Genomic DNA, 18,527 nt, shown 5'->3' with positions numbered 1-18,527 from the left:
CGAAAACAAACTCCAAGGAGCAGATGATGATACGTGCGGTGGTCTCCGACCCGGCCATCCCCGGCGGACTGCGGATCGAGGAGGTGCCGCCCCCGCGACCGGGCGCGGGTGACGCCGTGGTGGCGGTGTCGGCGTTCTCCCTCAACGCCGGCGAGGTGCGCGAATCGCTCGCCCCGGCCCGCCGCTGGCGTCCGGGGTGGGACCTGGCCGGAGTCGTCGCGAGCGCGGCGGCCGATGGATCCGGACCCGCCGCCGGCGCCCGGGTGGTGGGTTTCGCCGGTCTCGGCGGCGGTGGCTGGGCGCAGCGGGTCGCGGTGCGCACGGCCGATCTCGCCGTCGTGCCGGACGAGGTCTCCCTCGTGCAGGCGGCCTGCCTGCCGGTGGCCGGTCTGACGGCGCTGTTCGCACTGGCGCGCGGCGGGTTGCTGCTCGGGCGCTCGGTGCTGGTCACCGGCGCGTCCGGGGGAGTGGGGCGGCTCGCCTGCCAGCTGGCGGCCGCCGCCGGCGCGACCGTGTACGCCTCGGTGCGCGGCCCGGAACAGGCCGCGACGCTGGACGCGGACGCGGTGCACGAGGTGGTGCTCGCCGATCATCCGCTGCCACGGAGATTCGATCTGATCCTGGAGTCCGTGGGCGGGGACTCGCTGGCCCGGTCGCTGGCCGGGCTGGAAGTCGACGGAACGTGCGTGCTCTACGGCAACGCGGCGGAGCGTGCGACGACGTTCCAGCCCCGGGATTTCTACCAGCGGGGCGCGGCCACGCTCTACGGGTTCTTCCTCGGCACCGAGTTGCGCGACCGGTCCGCCGGCGCGGGACTGGACCGGCTGCTCGGGCTGGTACGGGACGGGCGGCTGACGATGCCCGTCGAGACCGAGGCGTCCTGGCGGGAACTGCCCGGGATCGCCCGCCGGTACCACGATCGTGAGCTCGCCGGAAAGGTCGTCCTGACCGTGGATCAGGACGGCTGATCCGCCCCCGGCGTGTCCATCGGTTACGTACACATGTCGCATACGTGACCAGCGCCCTATATCCGTTAGTGCACGGATAGTCCCGACTAACCGGAAACAGCTACTTTTATGGCGCTTGAGCAGGGCGAACGTGGCCTCTGCTCTCTCTGAGGAGGAGGTGCTGGGAATGCGAAGCCCTCAAATCCACGTAACCTTTCGCGGCGCACCGGTCGTGCTGGGCCTGGCCGGGGTAGCGCTGGCCCTGGCGGGCTGGGAGGTCGTCGCCCGTACCGCGCTGGTGTCGGCGAGCGACCTGCCGTCGGCGAGTCTGGTCGCCGGGGAACTGGTCCGCCAGGTCGGCCGACCGGCGTTCTGGGCGGGTGTGGGCGCCACCATGACCCAGTGGGGCATCGGCATGCTGATCACCGTCGCCGTCGCCGTCCCGGCCGGGCTGCTGATGGGATCGGTGGAGGCGGTCTGGCGCGCGCTGCGCCCCGTCGTGGAGTTCCTGCGCCCTGTCCCCGGCATGGCGCTGATCCCGCTGACCGTGCTGCTGTGGGGACTGAGCACCGCGAGCGTGGTCTTCCTGATCGTGTTCGGCAGCGTGTGGTCGCTGGCCGTGGCCGCGATGTACGGCGCGCGCAACGTGGACGAGGGGGCCCGGGACACCGCCCGCTCCTACGGCCTGTCCCGGCTGGAACGGGTCCGCTGGCTGGTGCTGCCGAGCGCCCTGCCGTTCATCGCGACCGGGCTGCGGGTCGCCTCCGCGACGGCGCTGATCATCGCCATCGGCGCCGAACTGGTGATCGGCGTGGCCGGTCTCGGGCACGACATGGCCATCGCCCAGACCGCCGGTGACGTCGTGCACATGTACGCGCTGATCGTGATGTCCGGCATCCTCGGCATCGCCGTACACCTGGTGTTCAGCGGTGTCGAGCGGCGGTTCCTGCGGTGGCACCAGTCCCAGCGCCCGGCGGTGCCGGCATGAACGGGCGGCGGCTGCGCCACCTGTGGCTGGAGATCGGCGTCACCGCCGGGCTGCTCACCGCCGCCTGGCTCTACCTCGCCGGCGACCGCGGCTATGCCTGGACTTCCGTGCCGACCATGCTCGGCGCCTTCCGGGACGCCTGGCTGTTCGACAAGTTCGGCGAGCACGTGGTGCCGAGCCTGGTACGGCTCGGCCTGGGGTTCACCTTGGCCGTGGCCGCCGGCGTCGCGCTCGGCGTGCTGGTCGGCTCGTCCCGGACGATCCGCCTGCTCAGCCAGCCGATCATCAGCTTCCTGCGGTCCCTGCCCGCGGTCTCCCTGCTGCCGCTGTCCCTGGTGCTGTTCGGCATCGGCACCGCGCAGAAGGTGTTCATCATCGCCTTCGTGTGCTGCTGGCCGATCGTGCTCAACGTCGCCGACGGCATCGCCGAGCTCGACGCCACCATGCTGGCCTCGGCGCGCTCCTATCGGGTGCGCGGCCTGGACCGGCTGCGCTGGGTGCTGATTCCCGCGATCATGCCGCGGATCTTCGCCGGCATGCGGATCAGCCTGTCGATGGCGGTGCTGCTGTTGGTCACCAGCGAGATGGTCGCGTCGGCGAACGGCATCGGCTTCTTCGTGTGGCAGTCGCAGCTCACCTTCTCCATCCCCGACATGTGGGCGGGGATCATCCTGCTCGGCCTGCTCGGTTACGGGCTCAACCTGGGCCTGCAGGTCGTCGAACGGCGGGTCTGCCGATGGCACACGCACCTCACCGGACGGGACGAATGACGCGCGGGCCGGCGCGACCGGACCGGAACCTCACACCTGGAGAGACAACATGAGTGCCCAGCTGCTGGAGGTCGTCGACGTCGCCAAGACGTTCGACGGGGCTCACCGGCCGGTCAAGGCGATCGAGCGCGTGGGATTCACCGTGGCGGAAGACGAGTTCGTGTCCGTGGTGGGGCCGTCCGGCTGCGGCAAGACGACCCTCCTGCGGTGCATCGCCGGACTGGCGCCCCCCACCACGGGCTGCACGCTGCTCCGCGGCGTCCCGGTCACCGAACCGCCGCCGGAGCTGGCGGTGGTGTTCCAGGACTACGCGCGTTCGCTGTTCCCCTGGCTGACCGTGCGCGGGAACATTCTGCTGCCGCTGCGCCGGCGCCGCGACATCCCCGGCAAGGAGCGGACGGCGGCCGAGGCGATCGAGGCGGTCGGGCTCGCCGGGTTCGCCGACCACTATCCCTGGCAGCTGTCGGGCGGTATGCAGCAACGGGTGGCGATCGCCCGGGCCCTGGCCTACCGGCCACGGGTGCTCCTGATGGACGAGCCGTTCGCGTCGGTCGACGCGCAGACCCGCGCGGATCTGGAGGACCTGGTCCTGGAGGTGCGCCGCCGCTTCCGGATGACCGTCCTGCTGGTCACCCACGACATCGACGAGGCGGTCTACATGTCCGACCGCGTGGTCGTGCTGAGCCGGCCGCCCTCCGTGGTCAAGGAGGAGCTGACGGTAGGGCTGCCCGCCGACCGGCACCAGATCACCACGAAGGAACTGCGCGAGTTCGCCCGGCTCCGTACGGCGGTCTACGTCGCGATCAAGGGTCAGGAGGCGCCGTCCCCGCAGGCGACGGCCGCCACCGCGGGAGGGTGAGGCGGATGGGTCAGCGCCTGGGCGGCAAGGTCGCCCTGGTCACCGGCGCGGGTTCGGCCGGTGCCGGCTGGGGAAACGGCATGGCGGCCGCGGTCCTGTTCGCCCGCGAGGGCGCCCGGGTCTTCGCGGTGGACCGGGACGAGCGTGCCGTCGAGCGCACGCGGGCCGTCATCGAGGCGGAAGGCGGCGCCTGCACGGCCTTCGTCGCCGACGTGTCGTCCCCCGCGGCGGTGGCGGCCATGGTCGAGGCGTGCGTCGGCGGGTTCGGCGGCCTCGACATCCTGCACAACAACGTGGGAGTCGCGTCCCTCGGCGGACTGCTGGACATCGACGAGCACGCCTGGGACCGGGCCCTGCGGATCAACATCACCAGCATGTTCCTCACCTGCCGCCGGGCGATCCCGCACATGGTCGAGGCGTACCGGCGGGACGGCCGGATCCGCTCCATCGTCAACGTCGGCGCCGTGGCCGGCCGCCGGTGGACGGGGGTGCCGATGCTGGCGTACGCCACGTCGAAGGGGGCGGTCGAGCCGTTCACCAGGTCCGTGGCGCTCCAGTACGCCCGGGACGGCATCCGCTGCAACTGCGTCCTGCCCGGCCTGATGAACACGCCGTTCGTCATGGAACCGCTCAAGCAGGCGTACGGGGACGTCGACCGCCTGATCGAAGCACGTGACGAGCAGTCGCCCACGGGGGAGATGGGCACCGCGTGGGACGTCGCCCACGCCGCGCTTTACCTGGCCTCCGACGAATCCAACTTCGTCAACGCCCATGCCCTCGTGGTCGACGGCGGGCAGTCCCAGCAGACCTGGCGACCGGTCTGAGTCACATCGAAGGAGAAAGACATGAAGACGAACGCGGGACTCCTGCGCCCGTTGGCCGTGGCGGCGGCGCTGTTCGCGGCGAGTGCCTGTGGCGGCGCCGGGACCGAGCCGTCGGCGGCCGTGCGGACCATCACCGTCGGCGTGCAACCCAACACCCCGTTCGCGGTCGTGCCCCTCGGGGTGCGGCAGGGGCTGTTCCAGAAGCACGGGCTCGATGTGAAGATCAAGGTGATCTCCACGGCGACCACGATCCCCCCGGCCCTCCTGGCGGACCAGCTGCAGTTCTCCAACTGGTCGTTCGCGAGCTTCGCGACGCTCGCCGACAAGAAGCTGCCGCTGAAGATCGTGGGACCGGGGGACACCGCCGGCCGTACCCTGGAGAACGACTACATCCAGCTCCTCACGCTGAAGGACGGCGGAGCGACCTCCGTGGCCGGCCTGACGGGCAAGAAGATCGCGGTCAATTCCCTGGCCTCGCTCACCGAGGTCCAGGTCAAGATGGCGCTCAAGAACGCCGGGGTGAACCCCGCTTCGGTCAGCCTGGTGCCGATCCCCTTCCCCGACCAGCTCGCCGCACTCACCTCCGGCCGGGTGGACGCCATCGGCGCGGGCGAGCCGTTCCTGACGCTGGCCAAGCAGAAGGCCGAGCTCAACGCGCTGGCCGCGCTGAACGCCGAGATCATGCCGGACCTGCCGCTGTCGCTCTGGATGACCTCGGAGAATTACCTTCAGCAGCATCCGGAGGTGGTCCGGGCGTTCCAGCTCGGGCTGAAGGACTCGCTGGAGTACGCCCGCGCCAACCCCGACGCGCTGCGTAAGTTCATCCCCGAGTTCGCCGGGGTGGACGCCGCCGTCGCCGACAAGATGATCCTGCCGACCTGGACCACCAGCGTGGACCAGGCGAAGGTGCAGCGGATCGCCGAGATCATGCACGAGTACGGGGCGGTCGCCTCCACGCCGGACATGAGCAAATACATCCTCCCCTTCCCGATAGAGGCCAAGGGATAGGCCCACCCTCGCTCAGGAGCACGACATGTCAAGCGAATCGGTGGTCGTCGTGGTCGGCGCCGCCGCCATGGGCAGCATCGGGCACACCGTGGCGGTCCGCTCCGCCAGGGACGGCGCGGACGTGGTCCTCGCGGACACCGCCCGGCCCGCGTGGACGCTCCCGGAGATCGAATCCGACGCTGGGTGGGAAGGACTGCCCAGCGTCGCCCGGGAGATCGAACGACTCGGGCGCCGGGCGCTGCCGGTCGCCTGCGACGTGACCAGGACCGGCGAGGTGGCGGCGCTGGCGGAGGCGGCGGCCGGCTTCGGCGCCGTCACCGGCCTGGTGTACACGGCGCGGCACCCGACCGAGCCGTTGCGGCCGGTGACCGAGCTGGACGAGGAGCTCTGGCTGCGGACCTTCGACGTCAACCTGCACGGCGCGCTCCGCTGCGCGCAGGCGATCGGGCCGCTGATGACGGCCCGGGGCGGCTCCATCGTGCACGTCTCGTCGGTGGCCGGCCTCAATCCGCTGCCAGGACGCACCGCGTACAGCGTCTCCAAGGCGGGGCTGAACATGCTCACCCGCGTGCTCGCGCTCGACCTGGCCGCGTCGGGGATCAGGGTCAACGCGGTCTGTCCTGGCATCATCGCCACCCATCGGGTGACTCCCGAGGAGGTGGACGGTGCGGCGAAGCTCGGCGTCAGCCTCGCCGCGCAGCGCCGGATGCTGCTGGACGCGCAGCGCGAGGTGATCCCGCTGGGGCGGCCCGGCCGGGCCGAGGACGTGGCGGACGCCGTCGCCTTCCTGCTCTCCGACGCCGGCTCCTTCATCACGGGGGAACTTCTCAGCGTTTCCGGCGGGCAGTACGTCCCCGTCCCGCCTGGCCTCGGAAAATCCTGACCGGACTCACGGGCTGCCCGCCGTCTCCCGTACGGATCGCTGCCCGACCACCCAGCCCGCGATCTGGGCGCGGGACCGGAACCCCAGCTTGGTGAGGATGTTCTGCACATGCGTCTCCGCGGTGCGCGCGGAGATGAAGAGCTCCCTGGCGATGTCCGGGTTGCTGAGCCCGTCGGCGACGAGATGGGCGATCTGCTGCTCGCGCCGGGTCAGCAGGGTCCGGCCGCGGTCGTCGTCCCGGGCCGGTTCTGGTGTCTCCTTGAGCGCTTCCTCGATCATCTCGGCGTCGCTGAGCGCCGATCCGGCGGCGAACGCGGCCTGGAAGCCGTCCTCGGACAGGGCCGCGGTCGCCTGGGCCGCGCACTCCTCCTGAAAGGTCGTCAAAAAGGGGAACGCCGCGTGCACGTCACGCCAGACCCGCCCCGCCGCGCCGAGCAGCCGGGCCGCTCTGGCCGGCTCCCCGGTGGCCGCCGCGATCCAGGCGAGCGCCTGGACGGCCAGGGTCACGCCGAGCAGATCGCCGTGCGCCCAGCACCTGCGGGCGGTGTCGTGTTCCAGCGCCGCCGCGGCGGCGGGGTCGCCGAGCCGCCAGGTGGCCAGGCCCAGGATCCACTGGGCGTGGACGGCGGCCCAGGAGGTGCTGACGCCGCCTTCGGCGATGCACCGGGCGGCCAGCTCATGCGCGCGGCCCGCGTCACCGGCGGCGAGCGCCGTCTGCGCGAGCCGGTGCAGGGTCAGCACGGCGGAGGCATGGTCGCCCCGGCGCTGGTGACCGGCCAGCGCCGTTTCGAGCAGGCGCGCGGCCAGGGCGTGGTCTCGCCGGAGGAGCGCGCCAAGCCCGCGGATCTCCGCCACATGGTCCGGCACGGAGCCCTCGCCGAATTCCTCGGCCTCGGCGAGCAGCACCGTCGCCGCCGCCAGATCCGCTTGCAGGGTGGCCAGCCACGCGTTGACCCAGAGCGCCTTGGCCCGGACGGGCGACGGCCGGTCGGCCACCGCGAGGAGCCGGTCGAACCAGCGGCGGCCCTCGGTGAGCAGGCCCATCGCCCGCCACTGCACCCACAGGGAGACGGCCATCCGCAGGCCGTCCTCCGCCTCCCCGGGATGGCTGAGGCAGAACTCCAGCGCGAGGCGGAAGTTGGGCTGCTCATGACGGGCGCGATCACCGCGGCGCGTACCCCAGGACTCCATCCAGTCGATCTCGCCGCGTTCCGCCAGGGCCAGGTAGTAGTCGCGGTGCCGGCGCTGCGCGTCCTTCTCGTCGTGATAGCCGGTCGGCTTCATGCGGCCGTATTCCCGGATCGTCTCCAGCAGCCGGTAGCGGACCGCCCCGTCGTGGTACCCCTTGCGGGTGAGGATCGACTTGTCGACCAGCGCGGTGACCAGGTCGAGAATGTGCTCGCGGGGCAGGATCTCGTCCGCGCAGATGTGCTCGACCGCCTCCAGCTCGAAACTGGCGGCGAAGACCGGCAGGCGTGCCCACAGCAGCTGTTCCTCGGGGGAGCACAGGTCGAAGCTCCAGTCCATGAGCGCGCGCATGGTGTGCTGCCGGGGGTGTGCGACCCTGCTCCCGCCGGTCAGCAGGCGGTAGCGCTCGTCGAGCCGGTCCAGGATCTGATCGATGGACAGGGCGCGCAGCCGGACCGCCGCCAGTTCGATGGCGAGGGGCAGCCCGTCAAGCTCGGCGCACAGGCGCGCGATCTGGGCCGCGTTCCACTCGGTCAGCCGGAAATCCGTCACCGCGGCCGAGGCCCGGTCCACGAACAGGGCCACCGCGTCGAACTTGGCGCACTCCTGCGGGCTGGTCGCGGTGATGGCCGGGGCCTCCAGGGGGGACAGCACGAAGGTGTACTCTCCCGCCAGGCCGAGCGGCTGCCTGCTCGTGGCGAGGATGCGCAGGTTCGCCGAAGCGGCCAGCAGCGTGGCCGCGAGTTCGGCGCACGCGTCGAGCAGGTGCTCGCAGTTGTCCATGACCAGCAGGAGCGGCCGGGCCAGCACGGTGGGCTGCGCGCCGGTCGCCGACTCCTCGCTGATCCCCAGCGCCACGGCCACCGTCTGCGGGACCAGCCGGGGATCGGTGACCGCGGACAGATCCGCCAGCCGGACGCCGTCCGCCAGGTGTGACTCCATGCTCCGCGCCGTCTGCAGCGCGAGCCGGGTCTTCCCCACCCCTCCGACACCGGTGAGGGTGACCAGCCTCGTGGTGTCCAGCAGGTCCCGGAGCAGCTTCTCCTCGTGGCGCCGGCCGACGAAGGAGGTGGTCTCGACGGGCAGCACACCGGAGAGAACGGATCGTGCCGCCATGGCCATATTGCTCCCAAACGTGCGGGTGCTCCCGGACGATGGCGAGGCCGGGATCCGCTTCACGCTAGGGGGAGGAGCGTCGCATCGTCAATGACCTGGAGCTCCGGCCGACCGGCGGTACGTACGGATACGGAGACGGGGGAAACCGGCCGCGGATCCGTCGGTACCCGGATGACCTTCGAAAACCGCGTGGTTAGCGTGAGTCCCGACGGGTTGCGGCACTGAGATCGAGAGGACGCCATGACGGTTTCGTCGGAGACGGCGGATGAGGACGACGACCGGGTCGTGGTGTTCGACCGTGGCGCTCGCCGGGTGCTGGTGATGGATTCGGTCTCGTACGCCTCCGCCGAGGACGCGGGGCAGACCATCGTCACCGGATCGCACGGCGGGACGAGCGCCGGCGAATACGCCCGCCGGCGAGGCGTCGCCTGCGTCGTCTGCAACGACGCGGGCTTCGGCAAGAACCGCTCCGGTGTCGCCGGTCTGCGCGACCTCGACCGCAACGGCATCGCCGGCATCGCCGTGGGGCACCAGACCGCCCGGATCGGGGACGGACTGGACGCCTGGGAGGCCGGAGTCGTCAGTTACGTCAACGACACGGCCAGGCGGGCCGGATTCACCGCAGGGCGAAGACTTCAGGACCAGCTCAGGAGCTTCCTGACGGGTGATCACGGGTTTCCGCCGTGGACCGTACGGCGGCCCGGCGGCAGGGCCGGACTCCGCAGGAACGCGAGCCGGGACGGGGAACGGCCGGGCGAGCAGGTGTTCCGGGAAGTCGTGCTCGAGCATCTAGGCCGGAACGTCGTCGTCATGGACAGCATCTCCTTCGCCACCGCCGCCGACCGGGATCACATCGTGGTCGCCGGGTCGAACGGCGGGCGCACGGCGGGCGAGGCGGGCCTGCGCCACGGATGCCACTGCGTCGTCCTCAACGACGCCGGAATCGGCAAGGACGGCTCCGGCATCGCCGGCATCAGGGCCCTGGACGCCGGCGCGGTCGCGGGCATCGCCGTCAGCCACGACTCCGCCGAGATCAGCAACGGCATGGACACCTGGGAGAACGGCATCATCTCCTATGTGAACGAGACCGCCGCGGCGGCCGAGTTCGCCGTCGGGCAACGGGTGCGGGACGCGATCGCCCGCCACCTCGCGTCCGGTGCGGCGAGGTGAGGCGGATGCGGACCATCGAACTGGGCGCGATCACCGTGCACCGCGCCACCGAACTGGCGCGGTGGGCGTTCGCCCCGCAGGACCTGTTCCCCGGCATCACCCCGGAGCAGGTCGCCGACGCGGGCCGGCGCTTCGGAGACCGCTGCGTCGAGCCGGGCACCGGCCGGCTGATCCTCAGCATCCACAGCTATGTCGTCCGCGCGCCCGGCCTGACGCTGCTGGTGGACCCCGGGAACGGCAACGACAAGGAACGACCGGCCCTGCTCGCGCACCACCGTTTCCACACCGACCACCTGGATCGGCTCGGGGCCGACCCCGGTGAGATCGACATCGTCGTCAGCACCCACCTGCACCCTGACCACTGCGGCTGGAACACCCGCCTGGCCGACGGGCAGTGGTCGCCGACCTTCCCACGCGCCCGCTACCTGTTCGACCGGACCGAGTTCGAGACACTCGCCAAGCTGTGGGAGTCGGCTCCGGCGGATCCGGTGGCCGCCGACGTGGCCAGGATGTACGAGGACAGCGTGCTCCCCGTCACACAATCGGGCCAGGCCGAATTGGTCGAGCCGCCGCACGTCGTCTACCAGCGAGGCCAGGAGCGGATCACCCTGCGCCAGGCGCCGGGGCACACCGCCGGCCATCTGGTGGTCGAGGTCACCTCCGGCGACCGAAGCGCGGTCATCATCGGTGACGTGGTCCACCACCCGCTGCAGTTCGCCCATCCCGAACTGGCCCAGCTGGGCGACCAGGACCCGGAGCGGGCGCGGTCCCTCCGGGCGCGGCTGTGGTCGGAGTTCGCGGACCGGGACGTGATCGTGCTCCCGGCACACTTCCCGGAGCCCACAGCCGGCCGGATCGTCTCCGGACCGGACGGATTCCGCTACGCCTGGCTCGACGGGGGTGCCGGATGAGGGCATGGCAGGTACACGAGCTTGGCGAGCCGGCGCAGGCGATGCGCCTGGCGCGCGTGCCCGCCCCGCGACCTCGGATGGGCGAGCTTCTCGTCCGGGTGCTCGGCGCCGCGGCCAACTTTCCCGACGTGCTGATGTGCCGTGGCCGGTACCAGGTCAGGCCGGCTCTGCCGTTCACCCCCGGTGTGGAGGTCTGCGGTGAGGTCGTGGCCTGCGGCACCGAGGTCCCCGGTCTCCGGGCCGGGGACCGCGTGATCGGAGCGACCGTGCTGCCCGCGGGCGGATTCGCGGAGTACGCCCTGATGGACGCGGCCACCACCGTCCCGGCGCCACCCGGGCTCGACGACGCGGAGGCGGCCGCCCTGCACTTCGGATACCAGACCGGCTGGTTCGGGCTGCACCGCAGGGCGCGGCTGTTACCGGGAGAGACGTTGCTCGTGCACGCCGCGGCCGGCGGCGTGGGGAGCGCGGCGGTGCAGCTGGGCAGGGCCGCCGGGGCCCGGGTGATCGGGGTGGTCGGCGGCCCGGAGAAGGCCGCGGCGGCTCGTGCCCTCGGCGCGGACCTGATCATCGACCGCCATACCGAGGACTTCGTCGAGGCCGTCAGGGAGTTCACCGGGGGACACGGCGCCGATGTCGTCTACGACCCGGTCGGAGGCGCGGCCTACCAGCGTTCGACCAAGTGCGTCGCGTTCGAGGGGCGGATCCTCGTCGTCGGCTTCGCCGGTGGGGACATCCCGTCCGTGCCGCTGAACCACGCACTGATCAAGAACTACTCGATCGTCGGACTGCACTGGGGCCTGTACCAGCGGCGCGATCCCGCGGCGGTCCGCCAGTGCCACGACGAGCTGACGAAGCTGGCCGCGGCGGGACTGATCCGGCCGCTGGTCGGCGAGCGGCTCGACTTCGAGTCGGTCGCCGCCGGCCTGCAGCGGCTGGCGGACGGCCGCACGATCGGCCGCGTCGTCTACGTGGCTCCTTGAGCACCTTCTGGAGGCCCAGGCATGGACGAAACTCTCCGAACCGACCTGCGAACTCGCGTCGAGGAACTCCTCGCCGAGCACGATCCGGCCACCACCGGCCCGCTGGAGTTCCTCCGCGCCCGCTTCGACGCCGGTCTGGCGTGGGTGCACTTCCCCGGCGGGCTCGGCGGTCTTGGCCTGCCCCGGCGCCACCAGCCGTTCGTGGCGGAGCTGCTCGCGGCCGCCGGCGCGCCCGACCGCGATCGGCGCCGGCTCACCATCGGTCTCGGCATGGCGGCGCCGACGATCCTCGCGTACGGCACTGAGGAGCAGCAACGGCGGTTCCTGCGCCCGCTGTGGACCGGTGAGGAGGTGTGGTGCCAGTTGTTCAGCGAGCCCGGCGCCGGCTCCGATCTGGCCGCGGTGGCCACCCGGGCCTCCCGGGACGGTGACACCTGGGTGGTCAACGGGCAGAAGGTGTGGACCTCCGTCGCGCACAAGGCCCGGTGGGGGATGCTGCTGGCGCGTACCGATCCGGCGGTGCCCAAGCATGCCGGTCTCACCTACTTCTTGTGTGACATGACCGCCCCGGGTGTCGAGGTGCGTCCGCTGCGGCAGCTCACCGGCGAGGCGGAGTTCGACGAGGTCTTCCTGTCCGATGTGCGCATTCCCGACGCCCACCGGGTCGGGGCGGCCGGCGAGGGGTGGCGGGTCGCCCACGCCACGCTGATGAACGAGCGGATCGCGCTCGGCGACCTGGCCCCGCCCCGGGAGAGCGGAATGATCGGGGTGGTCGCCGGGACCTGGCGGGACCGGCCGGACCTGCGCACGCCGGGGCTGCACGCCAAGCTGCTGTGGTTGTGGGCCGAGGCGGAGGCGGCGCGGCTGACCGGGCTGCGCCTCCACCAGAAACTCGAAAGCGATCATCCCGGCCCGGAGGGATCGGCGGTGAAGCTGGCCCTGGCACGGCTGGCCCAGCAGCTCAGCGGCCTGGAGCTCGAACTGCTCGGCGCGGACGGCCTGCGGTACGCGGACTGGACGATGACCCAGCCGGACCTGGTGGAACTCACCGGCGGTGACGCCGGTTACCGCTACCTTCGGGCGAAGGGCAACTCGATCGAGGGCGGCACCTCCGAGATCCTGCGCAACATCATCGCCGAACGGGTGCTAGGGCTGCCCAGGGAGCCTCGTGCCGACTCCGGCGTCGCGGGGCAGGAGCCGGCCCGATGAACTCCCGTGCTCAGGGCGCCGACCTCGACCTGCTCTACTCCGACGTCGAGGACGCACTCCGTGAAAGCGTCCGGGCGCTGCTCTCGTCCCGGTGCACCGCCCAGCAGGTCACCACGGTGTACGACGGCGGTGGGCCCGGGGGCCGGCTGTGGCGGTCGCTCGCCGTGGACCTCGAACTCGCGGGCCTGCTCGTGCCCGAAGAACACGGCGGTGCCGGGGCCTCAGCCCGCGAGGCGGCGGTGGTCCTGGAGGAGTTGGGCCGGTTCGTCGCGCCGGTTCCGTTCCTCACCAGTTCGGTGATCAGCGTGAGCGCGGCGCTGGCCGCCGGCGACGGCACGGTGACGGCGCGGCTGGCGTCGGGCGAGTGGACCGGCGCGCTCGCCGTACCGCTCACCACCGGCCCGGCGTCGTTCACGCCGGCGGTGCGGGTCGACGCCGACGGCACGCTGCGCGGACGGGTGGCCGTCGTCGCCGGTGCGATCGAGGCCGACGTGCTGCTGGTGCCCGCCGCCACGGCGGCGGGCACGGAGCTGCACCTGGTCATGGCCGACGATCCCGGCATCCGGATCACACCGGTGGTCTCGCTGGACATGACCCGCCAGGTCGCCGACCTCGAGCTGTCCGGTGCGGCGTCGCGCCGCCTGCTGGACTCCAGCACGGGCGAGACCGCCGTACGCGGCGCCCTGCGGCTCGGCGCGGCGCTCCTGGCCTCGGAACAGGTGGGCGTCGCGGACAGCTGCCTGCAACTGACCGTGGACTACCTGCGCCAGCGTCGGCAGTTCGGCCGCGTGGTCGCGGGCTTCCAGGCGGTCAAGCACCGGCTCGCGGATCTCTGGGCGCAGGTGGAGTCCGCCCGTGCGGTGGCGCGGTACGCGGCAGCCGCGGCCGGCGACCCGGACCTGCCCGTGGCGGCGTCCCTGGCTCAGGCGTACTGCTCCGAGGTCGCGGTACTCGCGGCCGAGGAATGCGTCCAGCTGCACGGCGGCATCGGCATGACCTGGGAATATCCCGCCCACCTGTACCTCAAGCGCGCCAAGGCCGACCAGCTCGCCCTGGGCAACGCCGCCGCGCATCTCACCCACCTGGCCGAGCTGGTCAACCTTCCCTCCGGCTGACCAGGGTCAGGGACTCGCGAGCACCTTGGCGGCGATCTCGGCGGCGACGACGAGGTCCTCCACGGCGAGGCCGACCGACTTGAAGAGCGTGGGGCCGTGCGGGCGGCTCCACGGTTCGGTGACGATGTGGTGGAGGTCGGCCTGGAAGACGGACTCGTCCGCGGCGCCGGATTTCACCGCCAGGATCAGGTCACCGGCCTCCCGGCGGGCCGCGCCCGCGTGTTCGGTCACCACGAAGGCCCGCCGTACGGTCTCGTCGTCGACCTCGCGAGCCTCCGGGCGGTGACTGCCGATGGCGTTGACGTGTGCCGTGTCGGACAGGAGGTGGCCGTCGAACACGGGGGAGGACGAATCCGTGCAGGTGCAGACGATGTCGGCCGCCGCCACGTCGGCCGGGGTGCCGGCGATGACCGGCAGCCCGTGCGCCACGGCGAGTTCGGCGGCCAGTCTCCCGGCCCGCTCGGGGTCCCGGGAGACGATGCGCACCTCGGCCAGTTGCCGGACGCCGAGCATGGCCCGCACGTGCGCTCGGGCCTGCGGTCCTGTCCCGAAGACCACCAGGGTCCTGGCGTCGGTGCGGGCCAGGTAGCGGGTGGCGAGCGCGCTGACCGCGGCGGTCCGCAGCGTGGTCAGTCCGGCCGCGTCCAGAACCAGCCGGGGGACGAGGGTCGCGGCCTCGAACAGCACGTACACGCCGTTGATCCGGTCCAGCCCGCGGGCGAGGTTGCCGGGGGCGACGGTGACCAGCTTGGCGCCCGCCCACTCGCCGTGCTCGCTGGGCATCACCAGCAACTCGCCGCGGCTCCACGGAACGGCCGTGCGGAGCGGGTCCGACCGGCCCGCCTCGGCGCGGAAGGCCTGCTCGAGCGCCATCACCGCATGCTCCATCGGCAGCACCCGCCGAATCTGCTCACCCGTCACGTACGGCGGCGGCGCCGTCACGCGAACTCCTGTACGGCCAGGGACTCCAGCAGCCGGCCGAGGGTGAGCACCCCGAAACCGGTCGCACCATGGCCGGAGGCGGGACCGCGCCAGGCCGGTCCGGTGATGTCCAGATGAGCGAACGGGATCTCCTCAGGGACGAACTCGCCGAGCAGCAGGGCGGCCGTGATGGCGCGTCCCGTATCGGTCTCGGGGAAGTTCCGTACGTCCGCGTAGCCGGATGTGATCTGGTGCCGATAGCGCCGCGCCCAGGGCAGCGCCCACAGCGGCTCGCCGGCCAGAGCGCCCGCCCCGAGCACCCGCCGGGTGAGCTCGCGGTCGCGGCCGAGCACCCCGCCGATGTCAGGTCCGAGCGCCGCCACCACCTGGTAGGTCAGCGTGGCGATGTCCACGATGGCGTCCGGGCGCTCCCGCGCGGCCAGGGCGAGCGCGTCGGCCAGCACCACCCGGCCCTCGAAGTCGGTGTCGAGCACCTGGATCCGCCGGCCGTCACAGGCGCGCAGCACGTCGCCCGGGCGGACGCCGTTCGGGCCGATCATGTTCTCCGCGAGCGGGAGCAGGCCACGGACCGCGACCGGGAGCCCGCGCCTGGCCAGCACCGACATCACGGCGAGCACGACCGCCGCGCCCGCCATGTCGGACCGCATGTTCATCATCGCCGCCGGCGACTTGAGTGACAGGCCGCCGGAGTCGAAGGTGATGCCCTTGCCCACCAGCGCGATGCTGCGCCGGGCGCCCGGGGGCTCATAGCGGAGGTCCACCAGGCGCGGCGGGTGCGGCGATCCCGCGCCCATGCCGAGCAACGCGCCCATGCCGAGTTCGCGCAGGTCCCGCTCGTCCAGGACGTGGGCGGCCAGCCCGTTTTCCGCGGCGATGTCCCGCGCCGCGGCGGCGAGGTCCGCGGGCACGAGTTCGCTCGGCGGGCGGTTGGTCAGGTCCCGTGCCAGCAGTACGGCCTCCGCGTCGAGCAGTCCCGCCGTGATGGGATCGCCCTCGGGTTGGGCCAGCCCGGTGAGCGTCACGCCGATCGGGCGCCCGGCCGCGAGCGCCAGACCGGCGACGACCGCGCGGACGGCCTCGCCGGCGCCGAGCCGGGCGGCGGCGCGGCCGGCCAGATCGACCCGTACCGCGTCGCCGGACAGCAGGCCGGCCGAGGCCGCCGAGGCCGTGCGCAGCCGTTCGGCGTCGCAGCCGTCCCGCGGCCCGAGCCCGGCCAGCAGCACCGGGCCGCCGTCGTGGACCGTCGCGGTGGAACCGGGCTCGGCCGTGAACCCCGTCCACGCCAGCAGACCCGCCGCGCGCAGGCTCTCCACCTCTTCGGTGAACACCCCGCGCACCTCTGGCACGTCCGCCCGGCCGGGCCCGATCACGACGTCCATCGCCCACCTCCCCGTGTTACGGGCCAGTCTCCCGCCGTACGCCCAGGCTCCGCAGGGCGTCCAGCACGGTGACCCGCCGACCTGGTGGACGCTGCGCACATCGCGGGCGGCTTCGCGGGAACTACGGTCACCGCTACACCTTGCAGAGAGGAGCTCGTTGATGAGCCGAATCCGGGTCTCCATGGACATCGGCGGCACATTCACCGACGTCATCGGCTACGACGAAGCCACCGGCCGGTACGAGGTCGGCAAGTCGTCCACGACGCCGGAGGACCTGACCAAGGGTGTGCTGACCGCGCTCGCGTCCCTGGTGGACTCCCCAGGCGACATCTCGTTCACGGTGCACGGCACCACGCAGGGGCTCAACGCCTTCCTGGAGCGGCGCGGCGTGAAGGTGCTGCTGCTGTCCTCCGCGGGTTCCGGGGACACTTACCACATCGCCCGAGGTCCCCGCACCCGCCTGTACGACCTGCACTTCCGCAAGCCGGAACCGCTGGTCCCGCTGCGCGACATCATCGAGATCGGTGGCCGGTTCGACGCCGCGGGGGCCGAGCTCGCGCCGCTGGACGAGCAGGCCGTGCGGCAGGCCGCCCAGCGCTACCGCGACGGCGGGTTCGGCGCGATCGCCGTCGCCTATCTCTTCAGCTACCTCGACCCGGCCCACGAGCTGCGCACCCGCGAGATCCTGTTCGAGGAGCTCGGCGAGGCTCTCACGATCTCGCTCTCGCACGAGGCCGCCAAGGAGTGGCGGGAGTACGAGCGCACCTCGTCGGCGGTCGTCGAGGCGTACACCGGGCCGGTGGTGCGGCGCTACCTGGAGCGGCTGGAGACGAACCTGACGGAGCGGGGCCTCGCCGTGCCGCTGCACGTCATGCAGTCGTCCGGGGGCATCCTCACCGCCGAGTCGGCCCGCCGCCGTCCCCTGCAGACCCTGCTGTCCGGCCCAGTCGGCGGCACCATGGGCGGGGTCGAACTGGCCCGCGCGATCGGCCGGCCGAACCTCATCTGCGTGGACATGGGCGGCACCTCCTTCGACGTGTCGCTGGTCATCGACGGGCAGCCGGACATCTCACCGGAGGCCAAGATCGAGGGCCTGCCGATGCTGATGAGCGTCGTGAACATCCACACGATCGGCGCCGGTGGCGGTTCGGTCGCGTGGCTGGAGGCGGGCGGCCTGCGGGTCGGCCCCCGGTCCGCGGGCGCGAACCCGGGCCCCGCCAGTTACCGCCGCGGCGGTACCGAGCCGACGGTGACGGACGCCAACCTCGTCCTGGGCCGCATCGACCCGGAGTGGTTCGCCGGTGGCTCGCTGACGCTGGACACCGGCGCGGCGAGGACCGCGCTCGCAGGCCTGGCCGAGGGGCTCGGCCTGGACACCGTGGCGATGGCCGAAGGCGTCTGCGATGTGGCGAACGCGAAGATGGCCCAGGCCATCAGGACCATCACCGTCTCGCGGGGCATCGAGCCGCGCGAGTTCACCCTCGTCGCGTTCGGCGGGGCCGGTCCGATGCACGCGGTCTTCCTCGCTCAGGAACTCGGCATCTCCGAGATCGTGGTGCCGCGCTTCCCTGGCGCGTTCTCCGCGTGGGGCATGCTGCAGACCGACATCCGCAAGGACTTCTCCGACACCTACTTCTCCCTCGACGCCGACCTGGACACCGCCGACATGGCCGCCAGGCTCGCGGCGATGGCGGACGCCGCCCGGACCTCGCTGGCCGACGAGGGCGTCCCCGAGGAGAACCGCCGGGTGGAGCACGCGGTCGACATCCGTTACGCCGCCCAGGAGTACACCCTGACCGTGCCGCTCCTCGACGCGGGCGAGCCGGCCAGGGACGACTTCGTGGAGATCATCGCCAAGCGGTTCGGGCAGCAGCACCATTCGCGGTACGGCCACGCGAACCTCGGCGCGCCGATCGAGTTCGTCACGTTGCGCGCCACCGCGTTCGGCGACCTCGGCCGGGGCGCCGCCGAGCGGGTCGAGCGTGCCGTCGGGACGGAGTTCCCGCACGAGGTGCGCGAGGTCGTGTTCGACGGCGTGCGCCGCCCGACGCCGCTGGTCCGCCGCGAGGAGCTCGCGGCCGGGCATGCCTTCGAGGGCCCGGCGATCATCGTGGAGAGCACCGCCACCACCGTGGTCCCGCCCGGCTTCTCGGTGTCGGTGGACCCCATCGGCTCCCTCGTGGTCCGCGCCGTACCGGCCGCGGGCGGGACGCTGTGAGTGAGACAGGAGCAGTC

The 18,527-nt window shown here is 72.2% G+C and carries 16 protein-coding genes; 13 read left to right on the top strand and 3 right to left on the bottom strand.

What is annotated here, in order from left to right:
• The first annotated feature begins 23 nt into the window (after positions 1-23).
• The 7 genes from Amac_RS15060 (at position 24) to Amac_RS15030 (ending at position 6,279) form a co-directional block, all read left to right on the top strand.
• Complete coding sequence (locus Amac_RS15060; protein ID WP_155354993.1) at positions 24-968, top strand: zinc-binding dehydrogenase; 945 nt, start codon at positions 24-26, stop codon at positions 966-968.
• 166 nt (positions 969-1,134) lie between these two features.
• The gene (locus Amac_RS15055; RefSeq protein WP_155354992.1) at positions 1,135-1,935 is read left to right on the top strand and encodes an ABC transporter permease; all 801 of its coding nucleotides are present in this window, start codon (positions 1,135-1,137) and stop codon (positions 1,933-1,935) included.
• Complete coding sequence (locus tag Amac_RS15050; RefSeq protein ID WP_155354991.1) at positions 1,932-2,705, top strand: ABC transporter permease; 774 nt, start codon at positions 1,932-1,934, stop codon at positions 2,703-2,705. The genes Amac_RS15055 and Amac_RS15050 overlap by 4 nt, the downstream gene beginning before the upstream one ends.
• Positions 2,706-2,754: 49 nt before the next feature.
• Positions 2,755-3,564 (top strand): ABC transporter ATP-binding protein, encoded by an 810-nt coding sequence (locus tag Amac_RS15045; RefSeq protein WP_155354990.1) that lies wholly within the window; start codon positions 2,755-2,757, stop codon positions 3,562-3,564.
• A gap of 5 nt (positions 3,565-3,569) precedes the next feature.
• Positions 3,570-4,388 (top strand): SDR family NAD(P)-dependent oxidoreductase, encoded by an 819-nt coding sequence (locus Amac_RS15040; protein WP_155354989.1) that lies wholly within the window; start codon positions 3,570-3,572, stop codon positions 4,386-4,388.
• 21 nt (positions 4,389-4,409) lie between these two features.
• On the top strand, positions 4,410-5,396 hold the full coding sequence (locus Amac_RS15035) for an ABC transporter substrate-binding protein (protein ID WP_155354988.1): 987 nt from the start codon (positions 4,410-4,412) through the stop codon (positions 5,394-5,396).
• A 25-nt stretch (positions 5,397-5,421) separates the two neighbouring features.
• Positions 5,422-6,279: an SDR family NAD(P)-dependent oxidoreductase gene (locus Amac_RS15030; protein ID WP_155354987.1), complete on the top strand. Its 858-nt coding sequence runs from the start codon at positions 5,422-5,424 to the stop codon at positions 6,277-6,279.
• Between the two features lie 6 nt (positions 6,280-6,285).
• On the opposite strand, the gene Amac_RS15025 is transcribed toward Amac_RS15030, so the two are convergent.
• A complete protein-coding gene (locus Amac_RS15025; RefSeq protein WP_170322490.1) occupies positions 6,286-8,583 on the bottom strand; it encodes a LuxR C-terminal-related transcriptional regulator in 2,298 nt (765 codons plus the stop codon).
• Between the two features lie 240 nt (positions 8,584-8,823).
• On the opposite strand from Amac_RS15025, the gene Amac_RS53645 reads away from it, so the two are divergent.
• From Amac_RS53645 to Amac_RS15005, 5 genes are read left to right on the top strand one after another with little or no spacing between them, the layout of a single operon-like run.
• Positions 8,824-9,753, top strand: coding sequence for a hypothetical protein (locus Amac_RS53645; protein ID WP_170322489.1), 930 nt, complete (start codon positions 8,824-8,826; stop codon positions 9,751-9,753).
• 5 nt (positions 9,754-9,758) lie between these two features.
• Positions 9,759-10,664: an MBL fold metallo-hydrolase gene (locus tag Amac_RS15020; protein ID WP_170322488.1), complete on the top strand. Its 906-nt coding sequence runs from the start codon at positions 9,759-9,761 to the stop codon at positions 10,662-10,664.
• Complete coding sequence (locus Amac_RS15015) at positions 10,661-11,647, top strand: NADPH:quinone oxidoreductase family protein (protein WP_155354984.1); 987 nt, start codon at positions 10,661-10,663, stop codon at positions 11,645-11,647. The genes Amac_RS15020 and Amac_RS15015 overlap by 4 nt, the downstream gene beginning before the upstream one ends.
• Positions 11,648-11,668: 21 nt before the next feature.
• Positions 11,669-12,856: an acyl-CoA dehydrogenase family protein gene (locus Amac_RS15010; protein WP_155354983.1), complete on the top strand. Its 1,188-nt coding sequence runs from the start codon at positions 11,669-11,671 to the stop codon at positions 12,854-12,856.
• Positions 12,853-13,971: an acyl-CoA dehydrogenase family protein gene (locus Amac_RS15005; RefSeq protein ID WP_155354982.1), complete on the top strand. Its 1,119-nt coding sequence runs from the start codon at positions 12,853-12,855 to the stop codon at positions 13,969-13,971. Before Amac_RS15010 ends, Amac_RS15005 begins: the two co-directional genes overlap by 4 nt.
• A gap of 6 nt (positions 13,972-13,977) precedes the next feature.
• On the opposite strand, the gene Amac_RS15000 is transcribed toward Amac_RS15005, so the two are convergent.
• Positions 13,978-14,913: an ornithine cyclodeaminase family protein gene (locus Amac_RS15000; protein ID WP_155354981.1), complete on the bottom strand. Its 936-nt coding sequence runs from the start codon at positions 14,911-14,913 to the stop codon at positions 13,978-13,980.
• The gene (locus Amac_RS14995) at positions 14,910-16,292 is read right to left on the bottom strand and encodes a M17 family metallopeptidase (RefSeq protein ID WP_155354980.1); all 1,383 of its coding nucleotides are present in this window, start codon (positions 16,290-16,292) and stop codon (positions 14,910-14,912) included. The genes Amac_RS15000 and Amac_RS14995 overlap by 4 nt, the downstream gene beginning before the upstream one ends.
• A 160-nt stretch (positions 16,293-16,452) precedes the next feature.
• Between Amac_RS14995 and Amac_RS14990 the strand changes: the two genes are divergently transcribed.
• Positions 16,453-18,510, top strand: coding sequence for a hydantoinase/oxoprolinase family protein (locus Amac_RS14990; RefSeq protein ID WP_155354979.1), 2,058 nt, complete (start codon positions 16,453-16,455; stop codon positions 18,508-18,510).
• The last annotated feature ends 17 nt before the right edge of the window (positions 18,511-18,527 follow it).

It is taken from the genome of Acrocarpospora macrocephala, from assembly GCF_009687865.1.
Lineage (GTDB): Bacteria > Actinomycetota > Actinomycetes > Streptosporangiales > Streptosporangiaceae > Acrocarpospora > Acrocarpospora macrocephala.
Note: the sequence above shows the minus strand (reverse complement) of the source record. Positions and strands in the feature narration are given on the sequence as shown.

Coding starts and splice junctions, on each gene's coding strand:
- Amac_RS15060 (WP_155354993.1), top strand. CDS start 24: ATGATGATACGTGCGGTGGTCTCCGACCCGGCCATCCCCGGCGGACTG.
- Amac_RS15055 (WP_155354992.1), top strand. CDS start 1,135: ATGCGAAGCCCTCAAATCCACGTAACCTTTCGCGGCGCACCGGTCGTG.
- Amac_RS15050 (WP_155354991.1), top strand. CDS start 1,932: ATGAACGGGCGGCGGCTGCGCCACCTGTGGCTGGAGATCGGCGTCACC.
- Amac_RS15045 (WP_155354990.1), top strand. CDS start 2,755: ATGAGTGCCCAGCTGCTGGAGGTCGTCGACGTCGCCAAGACGTTCGAC.
- Amac_RS15040 (WP_155354989.1), top strand. CDS start 3,570: ATGGGTCAGCGCCTGGGCGGCAAGGTCGCCCTGGTCACCGGCGCGGGT.
- Amac_RS15035 (WP_155354988.1), top strand. CDS start 4,410: ATGAAGACGAACGCGGGACTCCTGCGCCCGTTGGCCGTGGCGGCGGCG.
- Amac_RS15030 (WP_155354987.1), top strand. CDS start 5,422: ATGTCAAGCGAATCGGTGGTCGTCGTGGTCGGCGCCGCCGCCATGGGC.
- Amac_RS15025 (WP_170322490.1), bottom strand. CDS start 8,583: ATGGCGGCACGATCCGTTCTCTCCGGTGTGCTGCCCGTCGAGACCACC.
- Amac_RS53645 (WP_170322489.1), top strand. CDS start 8,824: ATGACGGTTTCGTCGGAGACGGCGGATGAGGACGACGACCGGGTCGTG.
- Amac_RS15020 (WP_170322488.1), top strand. CDS start 9,759: ATGCGGACCATCGAACTGGGCGCGATCACCGTGCACCGCGCCACCGAA.
- Amac_RS15015 (WP_155354984.1), top strand. CDS start 10,661: ATGAGGGCATGGCAGGTACACGAGCTTGGCGAGCCGGCGCAGGCGATG.
- Amac_RS15010 (WP_155354983.1), top strand. CDS start 11,669: ATGGACGAAACTCTCCGAACCGACCTGCGAACTCGCGTCGAGGAACTC.
- Amac_RS15005 (WP_155354982.1), top strand. CDS start 12,853: ATGAACTCCCGTGCTCAGGGCGCCGACCTCGACCTGCTCTACTCCGAC.
- Amac_RS14995 (WP_155354980.1), bottom strand. CDS start 16,292: ATGGACGTCGTGATCGGGCCCGGCCGGGCGGACGTGCCAGAGGTGCGC.
- Amac_RS14990 (WP_155354979.1), top strand. CDS start 16,453: ATGAGCCGAATCCGGGTCTCCATGGACATCGGCGGCACATTCACCGAC.